Annotated in this window: 16 protein-coding genes; 6 read left to right on the top strand and 10 right to left on the bottom strand. The window is 61.7% G+C overall.

The window, feature by feature from the left end; genetic code table 11:
- The first annotated feature begins 81 nt into the window (after positions 1-81).
- The 3 genes from SM766_RS04355 to SM766_RS04345 are packed head-to-tail and all read left to right on the top strand — an operon-like array spanning position 82 to position 3,473.
- Positions 82-1,152 (top strand): AI-2E family transporter, encoded by a 1,071-nt coding sequence (locus tag SM766_RS04355; RefSeq protein WP_368947042.1) that lies wholly within the window; start codon positions 82-84, stop codon positions 1,150-1,152.
- 1 nt (position 1,153) lies between these two features.
- Positions 1,154-1,864 (top strand): HdaA/DnaA family protein, encoded by a 711-nt coding sequence (locus SM766_RS04350; RefSeq protein WP_274828376.1) that lies wholly within the window; start codon positions 1,154-1,156, stop codon positions 1,862-1,864.
- 58 nt (positions 1,865-1,922) lie between these two features.
- Positions 1,923-3,473, top strand: a complete 1,551-nt coding sequence (locus SM766_RS04345; protein WP_274840522.1) for a Ppx/GppA family phosphatase — start codon at positions 1,923-1,925, stop codon at positions 3,471-3,473.
- A gap of 71 nt (positions 3,474-3,544) precedes the next feature.
- Here the strand turns inward: SM766_RS04345 and SM766_RS04340 are convergent, their stop codons facing one another.
- The 4 genes from SM766_RS04340 to SM766_RS04325 all read right to left on the bottom strand — a co-directional run bounded on the left by SM766_RS04340 (position 3,545) and on the right by SM766_RS04325 (position 6,295).
- On the bottom strand, positions 3,545-3,922 hold the full coding sequence (locus SM766_RS04340; RefSeq protein ID WP_368947041.1) for a hypothetical protein: 378 nt from the start codon (positions 3,920-3,922) through the stop codon (positions 3,545-3,547).
- 31 nt (positions 3,923-3,953) lie between these two features.
- Positions 3,954-4,949, bottom strand: coding sequence for an endonuclease/exonuclease/phosphatase family protein (locus SM766_RS04335; RefSeq protein ID WP_368947040.1), 996 nt, complete (start codon positions 4,947-4,949; stop codon positions 3,954-3,956).
- Positions 4,930-5,628, bottom strand: a complete 699-nt coding sequence (locus SM766_RS04330) for a molecular chaperone DjiA (protein ID WP_274828372.1) — start codon at positions 5,626-5,628, stop codon at positions 4,930-4,932. Before SM766_RS04330 ends, SM766_RS04335 begins: the two co-directional genes overlap by 20 nt.
- A 64-nt stretch (positions 5,629-5,692) precedes the next feature.
- Entirely contained in the window at positions 5,693-6,295 is a 603-nt protein-coding gene (locus SM766_RS04325; protein WP_368947039.1) for a VOC family protein, read from the bottom strand.
- Between the two features lie 275 nt (positions 6,296-6,570).
- On the opposite strand from SM766_RS04325, the gene SM766_RS04320 reads away from it, so the two are divergent.
- On the top strand, positions 6,571-7,065 hold the full coding sequence (locus tag SM766_RS04320; protein ID WP_368947038.1) for a VOC family protein: 495 nt from the start codon (positions 6,571-6,573) through the stop codon (positions 7,063-7,065).
- 97 nt (positions 7,066-7,162) lie between these two features.
- Here the strand turns inward: SM766_RS04320 and scpA are convergent, their stop codons facing one another.
- Both scpA and SM766_RS04310 read right to left on the bottom strand, forming a co-directional pair.
- A complete protein-coding gene (scpA, locus tag SM766_RS04315; protein ID WP_065270747.1) occupies positions 7,163-9,289 on the bottom strand; it encodes a methylmalonyl-CoA mutase in 2,127 nt (708 codons plus the stop codon).
- A complete protein-coding gene (locus SM766_RS04310; RefSeq protein ID WP_368947037.1) occupies positions 9,255-10,187 on the bottom strand; it encodes a hypothetical protein in 933 nt (310 codons plus the stop codon). Before SM766_RS04310 ends, scpA begins: the two co-directional genes overlap by 35 nt.
- Positions 10,188-10,366: 179 nt before the next feature.
- Between SM766_RS04310 and SM766_RS04305 the strand changes: the two genes are divergently transcribed.
- Complete coding sequence (locus SM766_RS04305; protein WP_065270749.1) at positions 10,367-10,825, top strand: DUF4174 domain-containing protein; 459 nt, start codon at positions 10,367-10,369, stop codon at positions 10,823-10,825.
- A 4-nt stretch (positions 10,826-10,829) separates the two neighbouring features.
- Here the strand turns inward: SM766_RS04305 and SM766_RS04300 are convergent, their stop codons facing one another.
- The 3 genes from SM766_RS04300 to SM766_RS04290 form a co-directional block, all read right to left on the bottom strand.
- On the bottom strand, positions 10,830-11,330 hold the full coding sequence (locus SM766_RS04300; protein ID WP_065270750.1) for a hypothetical protein: 501 nt from the start codon (positions 11,328-11,330) through the stop codon (positions 10,830-10,832).
- A gap of 272 nt (positions 11,331-11,602) precedes the next feature.
- Entirely contained in the window at positions 11,603-13,648 is a 2,046-nt protein-coding gene (locus tag SM766_RS04295; RefSeq protein WP_368947036.1) for an acetyl-CoA carboxylase biotin carboxylase subunit, read from the bottom strand.
- A 134-nt stretch (positions 13,649-13,782) separates the two neighbouring features.
- Positions 13,783-13,986: a hypothetical protein gene (locus tag SM766_RS04290; protein ID WP_065270752.1), complete on the bottom strand. Its 204-nt coding sequence runs from the start codon at positions 13,984-13,986 to the stop codon at positions 13,783-13,785.
- 92 nt (positions 13,987-14,078) lie between these two features.
- Between SM766_RS04290 and SM766_RS04285 the strand changes: the two genes are divergently transcribed.
- On the top strand, positions 14,079-14,321 hold the full coding sequence (locus SM766_RS04285) for a hypothetical protein (protein WP_274828368.1): 243 nt from the start codon (positions 14,079-14,081) through the stop codon (positions 14,319-14,321).
- Positions 14,322-14,485: 164 nt separating this feature from the next.
- On the opposite strand, the gene SM766_RS04280 is transcribed toward SM766_RS04285, so the two are convergent.
- On the bottom strand, positions 14,486-14,842 hold the full coding sequence (locus tag SM766_RS04280) for a hypothetical protein (RefSeq protein ID WP_274828367.1): 357 nt from the start codon (positions 14,840-14,842) through the stop codon (positions 14,486-14,488).
- Positions 14,843-14,864: the final 22 nt, after the last annotated feature.

Raw genomic sequence — 14,864 nt, 5'->3', positions numbered from 1 at the left:
CCGCTTGGCTGTTGCATGAGGCAACCGCATGGGCAATGACTGGGGTGATTGGCAAACAGATCTCAGAGAGGCGCTTGGCATATGGCACTTCCGGCGAAGAAGCAGTTTCAATACTGGGGCGTTGCTGCCGTGGTTTTCGCAATCGTCCTCTGGGCTTTGGGAGACGTGCTGCTACCCTTTGTGCTGGGCGCGGCGATTGCCTATCTGATTGATCCCATTGCCGACCGGCTAGAGGCCGCGGGCCTCAGCCGTACTGCCGCAACTGCGGTGATTACTATCGGCGCCATGCTGGTCTTCATGCTGCTGCTGCTGGTGGTGGTGCCGACGCTGATCTACCAGCTGAGCGATCTGATCCGGGTTCTGCCCGAAGCCTTTCGCGATCTGCGCAACTTTGCGCAGGAACACTTCCCGTCGATCTTCACCGAAGGTAGCCGCGCGCAGCAAACCATCGCCTCCATCGCTGGCACCCTTCAGGGCAAGGGGATCGAGCTATTTGAATCCCTCGTCGGCTCGGCCGTCTCGGTCGTCAACCTGCTGGTGCTTTTCGTGATCGTTCCGGTTGTCTCGGTCTATCTGCTGCTGGACTGGGACCGGATGATCGAACGGATAGACGCGCTGCTGCCGCTCGACCATGCGCCAGTGATCCGCAATCTGGCCGGTGAAATCGACGATGTGCTTGCCTCCTTCATCCGCGGCATGGGCACGGTCTGCCTGATCTTGGGCGTTTACTACGCTGTCGCCCTGATGCTGGTTGGTCTGAATTTCGGACTTGCGGTGGGGTTCATCGCCGGGCTCGTCACCTTCATTCCCTATCTGGGGGCGCTGGTGGGCGGCGCTCTGGCTATCGGACTTGCCCTGTTCCAGTTCTGGGGCGAATGGTGGTCGATCGGACTGGTAGCCGGGATTTTTGCACTGGGTCAGGTGATCGAGGGCAATTACCTTACTCCGAAACTGGTTGGCGGATCCGTTGGCCTGCATCCGGTCTGGCTGCTGCTGGCCCTGTCGGTCTTTGGTGCGCTTTTTGGCTTTGTTGGCATGCTGGTTGCCGTGCCTGTTGCGGCAGCCTTGGGCGTAGTTGCACGTTTCCTCACGGGACAGTATCTGCACAGCCGTCTGTACCAGGGACTGAGTCACCGGGATTCGAAAAAGTAATATGGCGCAACAACTCAGCTTTGACCTGCCCGCCAAAACGGCTTTGGGCCGGGACGACTTTTTTGTCGCCCCGTCGAATGCCATGGCTGTGGCGCTGCTGGATCCGGGGTTCTCATGGCCCAGTGGCAAACTGGTTCTGACCGGCCCTGCCGGATCGGGAAAGACGCATTTGGCCCATGTCTGGGCCAGCCAGTCCGGCGCCCGGATCGTATCGGCGGCAGATCTGACCGAGGCGATGGTGCCCGAGCTGGCAACCGCGCCCGTGGTCCTGGAGGACGTGCCGCAGATCGCCTCTGACAAATCCGCCCAGGAGGCCCTGTTTCACCTGCACAACTTGGTGCTGGCGAACGGGTTTGCCCTGATGATGACGGGGCGCGCGGCACCCAACCTTTGGGGGCTGAGCCTGCCGGACCTGCAAAGCCGTGTTCAGGCCGCCACACATGCCGAGCTGCAGCCGCCGGACGATGCCTTGTTGGCTGTGGTTCTGGCGAAGCTCTTCAATGACCGCCAGATCACCCCGAAACCCGACGTGATCCCCTATCTTGTGGCCCATATGGATCGTTCGTTTGCTGCGGCAGCCCGGATCGTCGAACAACTAGACCGGCTGTCGCTGGCGGAAAAACGCAACCTGTCGCGCCCCCTGGCGGTGCGGCTGATGTCCGAAGACCGCAGTGTTGCGGGCGAAACCCGGGTTGCCGGGACCGGCGGTTGACCCCGGCCCCACCCTAAACCATCCTAGATTCGAGACCCAAGACGGAGCGCCGACACCCGTGACCGAGGATCCTGCCACCCCCGACGCCACCGCCGACTGGGGGCCCTTTGGCCGCCCGCTGTTCGATGATCCCGATTCAAGGGCGCTGTCCCGGGTCGGGGTGGTGGATGTCGGATCAAACTCCGTGCGTCTGGTCGTCTTTGACGGCGCGGCCCGCAGCCCGGCCTATTTCTACAACGAGAAGATCATGTGCGCCCTGGGGGCTGGCCTCTCGGAAACCGGGCGCCTGAACCCCGAGGGACGCAAACGCGCGTTGGCCGCGCTGCGCCGGTTCCAACACCTTGCCGATGGGATGGGATTGCCCCCCCTGTCGGTGGTCGCCACAGCTGCCGTGCGCGATGCCGAGGATGGCCCTGAGTTCTGCGCCGATGTACTTCGCGAAACTGGGCTGAAGATCTGGGTGATCGACGGTCAGGAAGAGGCGCGCCTGTCCGCACAGGGCGTGTTGTTGGGCTGGCCCGGCTCTTATGGCCTGGTCTGCGATATCGGCGGCTCCTCGATGGAGCTGGCGGAAATCCACGACGGCGAGGTCGGCAAACGCGTCACCTCCTCTCTTGGCCCGCTGAAACTGCGGGACATCAAGGGCGGGCGCCGGGGGCGCAAGGCTCATATCGCCGAGGTCATGGCGGAACTGCGCGAGGAAATGGGCAAGCAGACCGACCGTCTGTTCCTGGTCGGCGGCAGCTGGCGCGCCATCGCCCGCATCGACATGGCCCGGCGCGGGTATCCGCTGAAGGTTCTGCACGAATACCGGATGAGCGCCAAGGACGTGCGCGCCACCCTGAAATATATCGAGAAACGCGACATCGAGGAACTGCGCGCCGAAACCGGCATCTCCAACGCGCGGATGTCCTTGGTGCCCTATGCGATCGATGTGCTGTCCCGACTGGTCAAGACCTTCAAGCCCAAGGATATCGCCGTCTCAAGCTATGGCATCCGCGAAGGGCTGCTCTACGAACAGATGCCCCAGCGCCTGCGCGAACGCGATCCGCTGGTCGAAGCCAGCCGTTTTGCCGAGGCCAAGGACGCCCGCATTCCCGGCTTTGGCAAGACGCTCTATGATTTTGTCATCCCGCTGTTCAGCAATGGGCCGCACACCAAAAAACGCCTGATCAAGGCTGCTAGCCTGCTGCATGATGTCAGCTGGCGCGCCCACCCGGATTACCGCGCCGAGGTCTGTTTCGACAATGCCACCCGCGCCAACCTCGGCGGGCTGAAACATTCCGAACGTGTGTTCCTCGGCCTGGCGCTGCTGCATCGCTACCGCAACAAACGGCAGGGCACCGCCTTTGAGTATCTATACGATCTTCTGGATGAAAAAGGGCAGAAAGAGGCGGAAATCCTGGGCAAGGCGATGCGGTTTGGTGCCATGCTGATGGTCAGCGAAAACGGCGACATCGGCAAGCTGAAATGGCAACCGCGCAAGAAGCACCTCACGCTGGAACTGCCGAAAGCCTCCGAAGCCCTCTATGGTGAGGTCGCCGAGGCCCGCCTGAAATCGCTCTGCGACACGCTGGAGGCAGAGCTGACCGTCAAAATTGTTGGCTAACCCGGTCGCCTGGATAGACCGATTGGATCAACGGATAACAAAGGCGCGCGTCACCCTACGGCTTGCGCCCCTTAGAGATCCGTAATCCCGTTCTCCGGAACGTCGTTCTTCTCTTCAGGAGAGGGCGCCTCTGGCTTCTTGCGGATGATGATATCGCCATTGGGCAGGATTTCCGGTAGCTCGTAGCTGCTCCAATCCTCGACCTCGGCCGCAATCGCCGCCAGCGCCGGTCCCATCTCGGACAGAAATTCCCGCATGGAGGGGCCGATTTCCGCGGCAAGCCCTTCCAGATCTTCCAGCGCCGGGGCCATCTCCTTGCGCAGCCCTTCCCAGAACAGCTCGGCGCCCTTTTCCATCAAACCTTTGCCGTTCTCTTCGCGCTCCTGCGCCGCCACAGGGGCGGACAGGCACAGCAAGCAGGCGGCACTTACATGTAAAAACCGTTTCATGGGTCCAATATAAGCTTCCTGTGCGATGATTTTAAGTCAGATCGATATCGAGGCTGACAGGGAAATGATCCGAGGCCATGAGCAGCGCCTCGCGTAGGACCTCATCGGCATAGCAATCAGCGTCCTCGAACGGGTGCCAGATCCGCCAGCGAGGATTATAGGCCGTCAGGCTTTGTGAAATCATCACATAGTCAAGGCACGCCCGGAAGAACCGTTTCTTTTCCTCATCATAAAACCGCGCGGTGCTGGGCACGATGCCTGGCCGGGGCTTTTTCAGGCTTTCGGCATGGGGGTCGGTCAGATCCTGCCCCATGATAATCTCAACCGAGGATTGCCCGAAAAGGCGCTCGTATTCATCCAGACCCGGACCATCGTTCAGATCGCCCATCAGGATCAGATCATCCCCTGCCGCGATATGATCGGCAATGCGCCGGTGCAGCCAAATCGCCTGTGCCAACTGCGTGCGCCGGTTCTCAATGGCGCGCTGGATGATGGCGTCATGCCCCTTCACCCCATAGGGCGCCTTGGATTTCAGATGCGCGCCGATCATCCGCAGGGTCTTCCCCCCGGCTGTCGTGACACTCAGCTCCAGCGGGGGCTTTGAAAACCTCACATGTTCCGGGATGGAATCGGTGTCGAGGTCCAGCTCGAAACGGGTATCGAAACGCGGCGCTTCCTTGCTGCTCCGGGCATCGTGTTCGGCGCTCAGCACCGCAGGATCGTACATCAGGGCGATTTCCTGATGGGTATCGGTGGCAAAGCCGCTGATCACCTCATTGGCGCGCAGCCCCGCTTCGGCGGCAAAAGCGCCAAGAGCGCGCACGGTCCGCTGCCGCCGCCCGGTATTGGGCGCCTCGATCACCATCACCGCATCGGCATCGAGGGTCTGGAACACATGCGCCAGCGATACCCCTTGGGTATAGCGATCCACCCCGTGCCGCCCCGAGGGCTTATTGTCCAGAATAAGCTGGTCATTCTTGTCGAAGAGGTGTGAAAACCACTCGATATTATAGGTGACCAGCCGCATGTGCCCCGCATCCGTTGATCTCGTCCCAGGCGCGGTTGATGTCGATCATCCGCTTTTCCGCCAGACGCACCGCCTCTTCGGGGACGCCCCGAGCCAGCATCGCATCGGGATGGGTTTCCCGCACCAGCTTGCGCCAGTGCTTGCGGATTTCATCAATCGGCATATCCGCCGACACCCCCAGCACCGTGTAGGGATCCTTTGGCGCATCGGTCACAAACCGCGCGCGCAGGGCGGTGAACTGTTGCGGAGTCTGACCGAAGATGCGGCTAACCTCTTCCAGAAACTCATTCTCGCCGGGATGATAGAACCCATCTGCCAGCGCGATGTGAAACAGCCCTTCCATCAGATCGCAAAGGGTCGCCGGATCATTGGCAAACATGCGCTGGATACGCGCCGCATAGTCCTGATAGCCCGCCACATCGGTGCGCGCCATGTTGAACACCCGCGCCGCGCCTGCCTCGTCATCGCGGGCGATCTGGAACACCTCGCGAAAGGCAGTCACCTCGTCCCGGGTGACCTGCCCGTCCGCCTTAGCCATCTTGGCCCCCAGCGCGATCACCGCGATGGCAAAACCCACGGTACGTTCAGGTGGCGCCCGCAGGCGATCAAAAACATCCGCCAGGCTTTCACCCTTGGCCAGCGCGCCCAGCGCATCAGATATGCGGCTCCAAAGAGACATAAGAAAAGCCTAATGCGGTTTGCGCGACCTGTCAGGACCACAGGCACCGGAAACAGGTGGTTTTTTAACGCAGCAGACGAATACCGTGCGGCGTGTCGAATTCTGCCTCCATGGCGGCAGGTCCGGTTTCAAACACCAACCGACCGTCGTTGAGCGGCAAAAGCGCTTCAAGATCGGCCGCATCGGGATGCGCGATCACAAGGCGCCGCAACGCGCAGCCCTGCTGCTCCAGCCGGGGCGCGGGATGGGCGCTGTGCCATTCGATGAGCGCCGGAAACAGATTGTCAAAAGGCAGCTTGCCATCGGCGGGCACTGCCATATCCCAGACCAGATCGCCTCGGGTCAGCGGCACCGGGGTCCCGGCCCCATCGGGCATCCGCTCCAGCAATTCCGGCAGGCCGGTTGCGCGGCAGATCCAGTTGGTCAGGCGCGGCATCCCGGAGAAACTATCGAGATCGAACCAGCGCGGGCTGCGTTCCGGCGTTGCTTCGGGATCAATGGCGATGGCCTCCAGATAAAGCCCGTCGGCCAGCCCCAAAAGCCGGTTGTGCGTGCCGAATACCGGGTGCTGCCCGCCTGTCTGAAGCGGCACGCCAAGCGCGGCTTCGACATGGGCCGTGGCCTCCGCAAGCGTTTCACCGGCGACGGCAATGTGATCCAGTTCCATGGCTAAGCCCCTGTTGCGACTGATTTGTGTCGTTGTCTTTCGCGCGGACCCTAGCAAATTCACAGCGGAAGGAAACCCGCCACCTGAGCCGAAGGGCGCATAGCAACATCGCGGGTCTGACTGGGGGGGCCGATTTCAGCTTGATCTAAAGTCAACTTCAGAAATTAGGCTTGGAATCATCTGGCGCCCTGCCCGGCCTCGCGCCGCGTAGAAACGCGCATCATGACATACAGCAAAGACCCGCGGGGCGCGCCCCGCCGGAACCGGAGAAGATCATGCACGACCAACTGCCCCCGGAACAATGGGCCGCTCAACATATCCTTGGCATCTATGAAACCCACCTGCCGGTGCGGGATCTGGACCAGTCGCTGGCGTTTTATTGCGGCCAGTTGGGGTTGCCGCTGGCCCGGCGGCTGCCGGAGCGCAATGTCGCGTTTCTCTGGGCCGGACCAAAAGAAACCGGGATGCTGGGGCTTTGGGGCGCGGGTAGCGCTCCGCTGAGCATGCAACTGCATTTTGCGTTTCGCGCCACGAAAGAGGCGGTACTTCAGTCCTTTGAGCGCCTGCCCACCCAGGGTATCACACCGCTTGGATTTAATGGCGCACCGGCGGATGAGCCTGCAGTTCTAGGCTGGATGCCCGCGGTCTCTGTCTATTTCAAGGATCCGGACGGCCATTCCATCGAGATGTTGCATATGCTGGATGAGGCGCCAGATGCGGATTTTGGCGTGGGCGGTTATTCAGTATGGGAGAACCGGACGCACCGCTGATCCTGACGAGGGGAAGGCGGCTGCAACAGAAAACCCGGCGCCACGGGGCACCGGGTGTCTCTTTTTCAGGCTTGCGCCAACGCGCGGATCGCAGGGATCAGCTGCGCGCCTCGCGGATCAGTTTCAGGATATCCTGCGCCGCCTCGGGGATATTGGTACCGGGGCCGAAGATCGCCTTGACGCCATTGTCATAGAGGAACTGATAGTCCTGCTGCGGAATAACACCGCCGCAGATCACGATGATATCCTCGGCGCCTTGCTCTTTCAGCGCCTGAACCAGCTGCGGTGCCAGCGTCTTGTGACCTGCGGCCTGGCTGGAGATCCCGACCACATGCACATCGTTGTCGATGGCATCCTGTGCGGCCTCATCCGGGGTCTGGAACAGCGGGCCTACGTCGACGTCAAAACCGATATCAGCAAAGGCGGTCGCGATCACCTTGGCGCCGCGGTCGTGACCGTCCTGCCCCATTTTCACCACCAGAAGACGCGGACGGCGTCCTTCATCTGCAGCGAATTCATCGATCGATTTCTGGATCGCGGCAAAACCTTCGTCGCCTTCGTAAGCGGCGCCATAGACACCGGCCAGAGTTTTCACCTCGGCGCTGTGACGGCCGAATTCCTTTTCCATCGCCATGCTGATCTCTCCGACCGAAGCCCGGGCGCGGGCAGCTTCGACTGCGGCGGCCAGAAGGTTGCCACCTTCCTTGGCCACGCGGGTGACTTCATCCAAGGCAGCCGTGCAGGCCGCATCGTCGCGGGTGGCGCGGATCTTTTCCAGCCGCGCGATCTGGCTTTCGCGGACCTTGACGTTATCCACATCCAGAATGTCGATCGGGTCTTCTTTTTCCTTGCGGTACTTGTTGACGCCGACGATCACCTCTTCGCCGCGGTCGATCATCGCCTGGCGACGGGCAGCGCTTTCTTCGATGCGCAGCTTGGGCATGCCAGAGGCGACCGCCTTGGTCATGCCGCCCATCTCCTCGACCTCTTCCATCAGGGCCCAGGCCTTGTCGATCAGCTCATTCGTCAGGCTTTCCACGTAGTAAGAACCGGCTAGCGGGTCGACCACATTGGTGACACCGGTTTCTTCCTGCAGCACCAACTGGGTGTTTCGGGCGATACGGGCCGAGAAATCCGTCGGCAGGGCAATCGCTTCGTCCAGCGCGTTGGTGTGCAGCGACTGGGTGCCGCCGAGGACAGCCGACATCGCTTCATAGGCGGTGCGGATCACGTTGTTATAGGGATCCTGCTCTTGCAAGCTGACGCCCGAGGTCTGGCAGTGGGTGCGCAGCATCTTGGAACGATCGTTCTTGGCGCCAAAGTCGGTCATCACCCGGTGCCACAGGGTACGCGCGGCCCGGAGTTTAGAGATCTCCATGAAGAAGTTCATGCCGATGGCAAAGAAGAAGGACAGACGGCCTGCGAACTTGTCCACGTCCATGCCGGCCTCGATCGCGGCGCGCACGTATTCGCGCCCATCAGCCAGCGTATAGGCCAGTTCCTGCACCAGGTTCGCGCCGGCCTCCTGCATGTGGTAGCCGGAGATCGAGATGGAGTTGAATTTCGGCATCTCGTTCGACGTATATTCGATGATGTCCGAAATGATCCGCATCGACGGTTCGGGCGGATAGATATAGGTGTTGCGCACCATGAACTCTTTCAGAATGTCGTTCTGAATGGTGCCCGCCAGCAAGCTCTTGTCGTGGCCCTGCTCTTCACCTGCGACGATGAAATTCGCCAGGATCGGGATCACCGCGCCGTTCATGGTCATCGACACCGAGACCTTGTCGAGCGGGATACCGTCAAAGAGGATCTTCATGTCCTCGACACTGTCGATGGCAACGCCGGCCTTACCGACATCGCCCACCACGCGGGGGTGGTCGCTGTCATAACCGCGGTGCGTCGCCAGGTCGAAGGCAACCGAGACGCCCTGCTGGCCGGCAGCCAGGTTACGGCGGTAGAATGCGTTACTTTCTTCGGCGGTAGAGAATCCGGCGTATTGCCGGATAGTCCAGGGGCGGCCCGCATACATGGTCGCCTTCACGCCGCGCGTGAACGGGCCGAACCCTGGAAGCGTGCCCATATGGGGCAGCGCCTTGGTGTCTTCCTCGGTATAAAGCGGCTTGACGTCGATCCCTTCGAGCGTCTGCCAGGTCAGGTCCTCAAGCGGGCGGCCACGCAGCTCTTTTTCAGCCAGAGCCCGCCAATCGTCTGTCTTCGTCATGGGGTCTTCCTCTCGTCAAGTCGGTACGGAGCGGGTTTTGTCCCGCCACCTGTTTTTCCGGGTCATACATTATACGGGCCAGGCCATCGGCGCCCGAGGCCAGCCACATGAGGTCATCAGCGTAACGCTCGCGCAGCACCGCGCTTTGCACCTCGTCCAGGGGGCGCCAGCGACCCTCTCCTTCGGGCAGGCTCCGGGCGGCCGAGGTTGGGATCATGCCGCGCAGTTCTTCCAGTCGCGGGGACGCCGCATGGCGCATGCGGGCGTTTTCGCGTGGCGCCTTGCACCCGGTCAGCAGCTCCAGCTGCAACTCGGGACGGCCCCCAAAGGTTTCAAAGGGCAGCACCCGGATTTCAGTATCCGGCATACTGCAGGCCATGTCGGTCAGCACATCACGCCAGCTGCGGGTGTTTTCCAGCAGCCGGTTCAACTGCCCCGCGGCAGGCACCCGATGGCCACGCGCAACTGCATAGGTCAGCGCTGAGGTCCAGTAAGCTTCGAGGCTGCGCAGGTTCACCGCCAGCACCGACACCCTGCCATCAAAGGCTTCGTTGAAGCGCGCCAGACGCTCTCCGATCCCGCAGTAGAGCCCGGCAAGTCGCAGGTTTTCCCGCACGCTGCCGATCATGTTCTCGTCGCTGATCAGCAACTGCTCGGTACCCGCATCGCGGCTCTGGTCCAGACGCATCCGAAGCCGCCCACGCGCCCGTTTAGACGCCGCCGCAGCGCTGCCCACGGACGGGGTTGGTTGAATGCCGTGAAACAGCCCGTCCCGGGTCAGATCCGGGCCCCAGACCTCCAGCCGCTGTTCGGCCAGCGTGGCGGCATTGAACCGCAGATAATCCTGAAACGAGGTGGTGGCGCACCGATGAGCACCGACATGAACAATTACTTGCATCGCTTTTCCAGTCCTTTGGACGGGGTCCGTTTTTGCGGACCATCAGAGGGAGACGGACGGATCATGCCCTCTTCACCCTCTCAAAGCGGTTAATGTCCTCTGAATTTTTTTCGGCTCGGACACATTCGGCCATCGCATTCGCACCGGCGCGGCATATATTGACAGCAACAGGAGAGATCATGAAACCAATCCTAGCCCTTGTTCTGACAGCTTTTCTTCCCTGCGCCACCATTGCAGCCGGCGCCAGCGCCGAGGAAGCAACCACCGCCGATACCACAGGGTGGATCGAACCGGAGTACAAAGGCGATCTGAGCGATTTCCTGTGGCACAAACGGCCCGTTGTGGTCTTTGCCGACAGCCCCGAGGATCCGCGATTCCACGACCAGATGGAACGGCTGGCAAAACGTGCGGCGGATTTGCTGGACCGGGACGTGGTTGTTCTGACCGACACCGATCCAAGCGCGCGGTCCGACCTGCGCAAGAAACTGCGCCCGCGCGGCTTTATGCTGGTGTTGGTGGGCAAAGACGGCGGTGTGAAACTGCGAAAACCGCATCCCTGGACAGTGCGGGAGCTGACCCGGACCATCGACAAATTCCCATCGCGCCTGCGCGAGGTCGAAGAACGCCGCGGCAGCTGAGGCGTCAGCCGCTGCCGCGCACGTAGATCAGCGCCCCGGCCTGCCGGTCGAGCACGATCATCGCATCGCCATCCGGCACGAAAATCAGCTGCGAAGTCGGGTTCATGATGGCCTGATAGTAGACGCCCTTGACCAGTTCGGTCATGCAGTGTGCCCCAGCCAAACCGGAGTTCAGCACGCTGATCCCCTGCGGCAGATCGCGGGACATGATTTCCTCGGTCAGCGCGTTGGGTGTTTTGCCCCGAACATCGAAATAGACCGGTTTGCCTGCCGAGAGCATATTCATGCCCGTCGCCATCGACCGTGCCCGGGACACCAACGAGCTGATACGCGGGCTTTCGATGTAGAAGACCGCCGCAGTGCAACTGCTTGAGGATTCGAAGAAATATGTCTCGCCCAGCTTGACCCAGGGCGCGATCTGAGCGCGCACTTCCTCTTCCTTGTCCAGCGCACAGGCCGCCAGCACCAAAAGGCCCGACAGCAGACTGACAGCAATGCGGATCATGTGGCGCCTCCGGAAACCCTTGATACCTCTCGCGTGCGGGCTGGACGCGGCACGAAACCACCCCCACCATGCAGGAGCGGTCGCGGGCCCATCGCCCCGTCCGGATTAATCTGCCAGCCAATTCTGAAGAATTCGTGCATGGGTTGTCATACCCGGCATAAAAAAGGGCAGCCCCGGCCTCAGGGCGATGCCCTGTCCGGCCTCGCAGGCGGGCTCGCGCGGCAGATCGCCCCGCAAACCCTCCGGCAAGTATGGCTGCCCCCTGCTGCACCTTATTCGAACTCCATGATGACATCGTCCACGGCGAGGCTGTCACCGGCGCTTGCGTTGACCTTGGACACAATCCCCTTGCGTTCGGCGCGCAGGATGTTTTCCATTTTCATCGCTTCAACGGTGCAAAGCGGCTGGCCTTCCTGCACTTCCTGACCAACCTCGACATCGACTTTGACGATCAGGCCAGGCATCGGGCAGAGCAGCATCTTGGAGGTGTCCGGCGGCAGCTTCTCGGGCATCAGGCGCGCGAGTTCCGCCTGACGCGGCGTGCGCACATGCACCTTCAGATCGGCGCCGCGGCTGCGGATGCGGAAGCCGCCAGAGATCTTGCCAACCTTCAGAACCAGCCCGCTGTCATCCGTCGAAACCCGCGCCAGCTGATCACCCGGCGTCCAGTCCGAAGCCACCCGGACCGTTTCCCCGTCGGCAAAGCGCACGGTAGAGCCGGAGGGATCTGCCTCGATTGTCACATCGAGGGACTGGCCCTGAAGCGTCACAACCCAATCGGTTCCCACCTTGCGTTCGTGGTTGTCCATACGGCCCGACACACGAGTGCGGCGGATTTCGGCGACGCGGTGCATGGCTGCGGTGGCAGCTGCGATGCGGCGCAGCTCTGCCTCGGGCAGTTCGACGCCTTCAAACCCGTCCGGGTACTCTTCGGCGATAAAGGCAGTGGTCATGTCGCCGCTAACGAATTTCGGATGATCCATCACAGCCGACAGGAACGGCAGGTTGTGACCGATGCCCTCAACCTCGAACCCGTCCAGCGCATCACGCATGGCGGCAATCGCTGCCTCACGGGTCGGCGCCCAGGTGCAAAGCTTAGCGATCATCGGATCGTAATACATCGAGATCTCGCCACCCTCGTAGACGCCGGTGTCATTGCGCACTGCGACGGGACCTTCGGGCGCTTCGCCCTGCCATTTGCCGTTTTCCAGCAGCGGGCCAGAGGCTTGCTCTGCCGGGGGACGATAACGGGTCAGACGACCGATGGAGGGCAGGAAGTTGCGATAGGGATCTTCGGCATAAAGGCGGTTTTCAATCGCCCAGCCGGTCAGTTTCACATCCTCCTGAGTAATGCTCAGCGGCTCACCACCGGCGACACGGATCATCTGCTCCACCAGGTCAACGCCAGTGATCAGCTCGGTCACGGGGTGTTCCACCTGCAGGCGGGTGTTCATTTCCAGGAAATAGAAGTTCTTGTCGCCATCAACGATGAATTCCACCGTACCGGCAGAGGCATAGCCCACCGCCTTGGCCAGGGCGACTGCCTGCTCACCCATCGCCTTGCGGGTGGCTTCATCAAGGAAAGGCGACGGCGCTTCTTCGACGACTTTCTGGTTGCGGCGCTGGATCGAGCATTCGCGCTCGCCGAGGTAGATGCCGTTGCCGTGGGTGTCGCAAAGTACCTGAATTTCGATGTGGCGCGGCTGTGTGACGAATTTCTCGATAAAGATCCGGTCATCGCCAAAAGAGTTCGCCGCCTCGTTCTTGGAGGACTGGAAGCCTTCGCGGGCCTCTTCGTCGTTCCAGGCGATCCGCATCCCCTTGCCGCCGCCGCCGGCAGAGGCCTTGATCATCACCGGGTAGCCGATCTCGTTCGAGATCTTCACCGCCTCATCGGCGTCCTCTATGAGGCCCATGTAGCCGGGAACCGTGCTGACGTTTGCCTCCTGAGCAATCTTCTTGGAGGTGATCTTGTCACCCATGCTTTCGATGGCGCCCACCGGAGGGCCGACAAAGGCCACGCCCTCGGCGGCCAGCGCCTCGGCGAATTTGGAGTTCTCCGACAGGAAGCCATAACCCGGATGCACCGCTTGGGCGCCGCTCTGACGGATGGCGTCCATGACCTTGTCGATCACGATATAGGACTGGTTCGCGGGCGGCGGGCCGATGTGCACGGCCTCATCCGCCATCTGAACATGCAGCGCCTGCTTGTCCGCATCAGAATAGATGGCAACGGTCTTGATGCCCATTTTGCGCGCCGTCTTGATGACGCGGCAGGCGATCTCGCCCCGGTTGGCGATCAGGATCTTATCAAACATTGGCAGTCCCTTGTTCTCTTTTGAGCCGGAATGCAGAACGCCGCCCCCGGGACGCACCCGGGCGCGGCATCTGCGCGGTGGTTGAACCGGCCTCAAGGGGCCGGAATGTCAGGGCAAGGGCCGCGGCAATGCGATCAGCATTTGCCAGGGTTTTCCTTGCAGTAGATGAGATTTGCAGCTGTGCCGACAGCGGCGCCGGTGACCGGGTTGCCGTCGAGCAAAAGCGAGCCGAGCGCGCCTGCGCTGGCGCCATAGACGACCTGCTCGCCGGTTGACTGCCCACAGGCCGCCAATCCGCCGCACAGGGCCAGGAGCGAGAGTATCCGTGTTGCCTGCATTGCCGTTTTCCTTTTCTGACCGAATTTATCTGGCCAGAGAAGATTGCAGGACGCCCAACGAGCCGCAACGCGCGGGGCCTCTGGGTGCCGGAATGAGCGATGGACCGCCCGCTTTCCCGCAGCCTGTGGCGGGGTTCCGCGCACTGGATGCACTCAAGGAACAGGCAAATGTTGCGCCGCAAAAAAAGAGGCAGGCCGCGGATGGGGGCGCGGTCCTGCCCATCCAAGTCAAGGGACTGGAACAGATGCGTGACAGCGCGAGCATTCCGTACTGTCACATCCAGAATGCAGCTATTGGCAGGGGTGGAAAGCCCGGTGTTCTGCAACGCCACTGACTGCGCAGCTTCCCGCTGAAAGGCGCGCCCCATGTGCGAATTCACGCCGACGCAGCGCACAGAATCCCGGCATTGGCCGCCAAACATGCGGGCGGACGGACCACCAGTCACCGGGCCTGCCGCGCATTCGCGCAGCGCCGCGATATGGTAGCCCGCCAGAGCCATCAGTCTGCGGTCCCGTCAAAGGCTTCAGGGAAGGACAGGCGCGCGACGTCCACATCGATGACAAGCAGTGCCTCGTAATCTTCGGGATCAAAGGGATCTTCGGCGGCCACGACTTCGCGCCCGAACAGCCAGCTCAGCCGCCCGGCATCAAGGTTGCCCCGTTCGAAAGGCTGGTCGCCAAAATTCTCCCACAGCGCCCGCATAAAGGCCGCATCGGCCCTGCGGTCCGGCGGACGCCGGTCGCGGAACCGCTCACGTTGAGTGATCGGCGTGACTCCCTTGGGATTTGGACGACGAATGGTGAACTGGAAATCGGTACCCGGAAGACGGCCGGGAAACCCGCGGTGTTTCAGCATGGTGATGCCTCCAGTCCGGCAC

Source organism: Pseudophaeobacter sp. A-200-2 (assembly GCF_041008815.1).
GTDB lineage: Bacteria > Pseudomonadota > Alphaproteobacteria > Rhodobacterales > Rhodobacteraceae > Phycobacter > Phycobacter gallaeciensis_A.
Note: the sequence above shows the minus strand (reverse complement) of the source record. Positions and strands in the feature narration are given on the sequence as shown.

Excerpts from the sequence above, each read along its gene's own strand:
- scpA (WP_065270747.1), bottom strand. The coding sequence starts at position 9,289 with ATGACGAAGACAGACGATTGGCGGGCTCTGGCTGAAAAAGAGCTGCGT.
- SM766_RS04355 (WP_368947042.1), top strand. The coding sequence starts at position 82 with ATGGCACTTCCGGCGAAGAAGCAGTTTCAATACTGGGGCGTTGCTGCC.
- SM766_RS04325 (WP_368947039.1), bottom strand. The coding sequence starts at position 6,295 with ATGGAACTGGATCACATTGCCGTCGCCGGTGAAACGCTTGCGGAGGCC.
- SM766_RS04305 (WP_065270749.1), top strand. The coding sequence starts at position 10,367 with ATGAAACCAATCCTAGCCCTTGTTCTGACAGCTTTTCTTCCCTGCGCC.
- SM766_RS04330 (WP_274828372.1), bottom strand. The coding sequence starts at position 5,628 with ATGTCTCTTTGGAGCCGCATATCTGATGCGCTGGGCGCGCTGGCCAAG.
- SM766_RS04290 (WP_065270752.1), bottom strand. The coding sequence starts at position 13,986 with ATGCAGGCAACACGGATACTCTCGCTCCTGGCCCTGTGCGGCGGATTG.
- SM766_RS04285 (WP_274828368.1), top strand. The coding sequence starts at position 14,079 with ATGAGCGATGGACCGCCCGCTTTCCCGCAGCCTGTGGCGGGGTTCCGC.
- SM766_RS04280 (WP_274828367.1), bottom strand. The coding sequence starts at position 14,842 with ATGCTGAAACACCGCGGGTTTCCCGGCCGTCTTCCGGGTACCGATTTC.
- SM766_RS04335 (WP_368947040.1), bottom strand. The coding sequence starts at position 4,949 with ATGCGGCTGGTCACCTATAATATCGAGTGGTTTTCACACCTCTTCGAC.
- SM766_RS04340 (WP_368947041.1), bottom strand. The coding sequence starts at position 3,922 with ATGAAACGGTTTTTACATGTAAGTGCCGCCTGCTTGCTGTGCCTGTCC.
- SM766_RS04320 (WP_368947038.1), top strand. The coding sequence starts at position 6,571 with ATGCACGACCAACTGCCCCCGGAACAATGGGCCGCTCAACATATCCTT.
- SM766_RS04310 (WP_368947037.1), bottom strand. The coding sequence starts at position 10,187 with ATGCAAGTAATTGTTCATGTCGGTGCTCATCGGTGCGCCACCACCTCG.
- SM766_RS04295 (WP_368947036.1), bottom strand. The coding sequence starts at position 13,648 with ATGTTTGATAAGATCCTGATCGCCAACCGGGGCGAGATCGCCTGCCGC.
- SM766_RS04300 (WP_065270750.1), bottom strand. The coding sequence starts at position 11,330 with ATGATCCGCATTGCTGTCAGTCTGCTGTCGGGCCTTTTGGTGCTGGCG.
- SM766_RS04350 (WP_274828376.1), top strand. The coding sequence starts at position 1,154 with ATGGCGCAACAACTCAGCTTTGACCTGCCCGCCAAAACGGCTTTGGGC.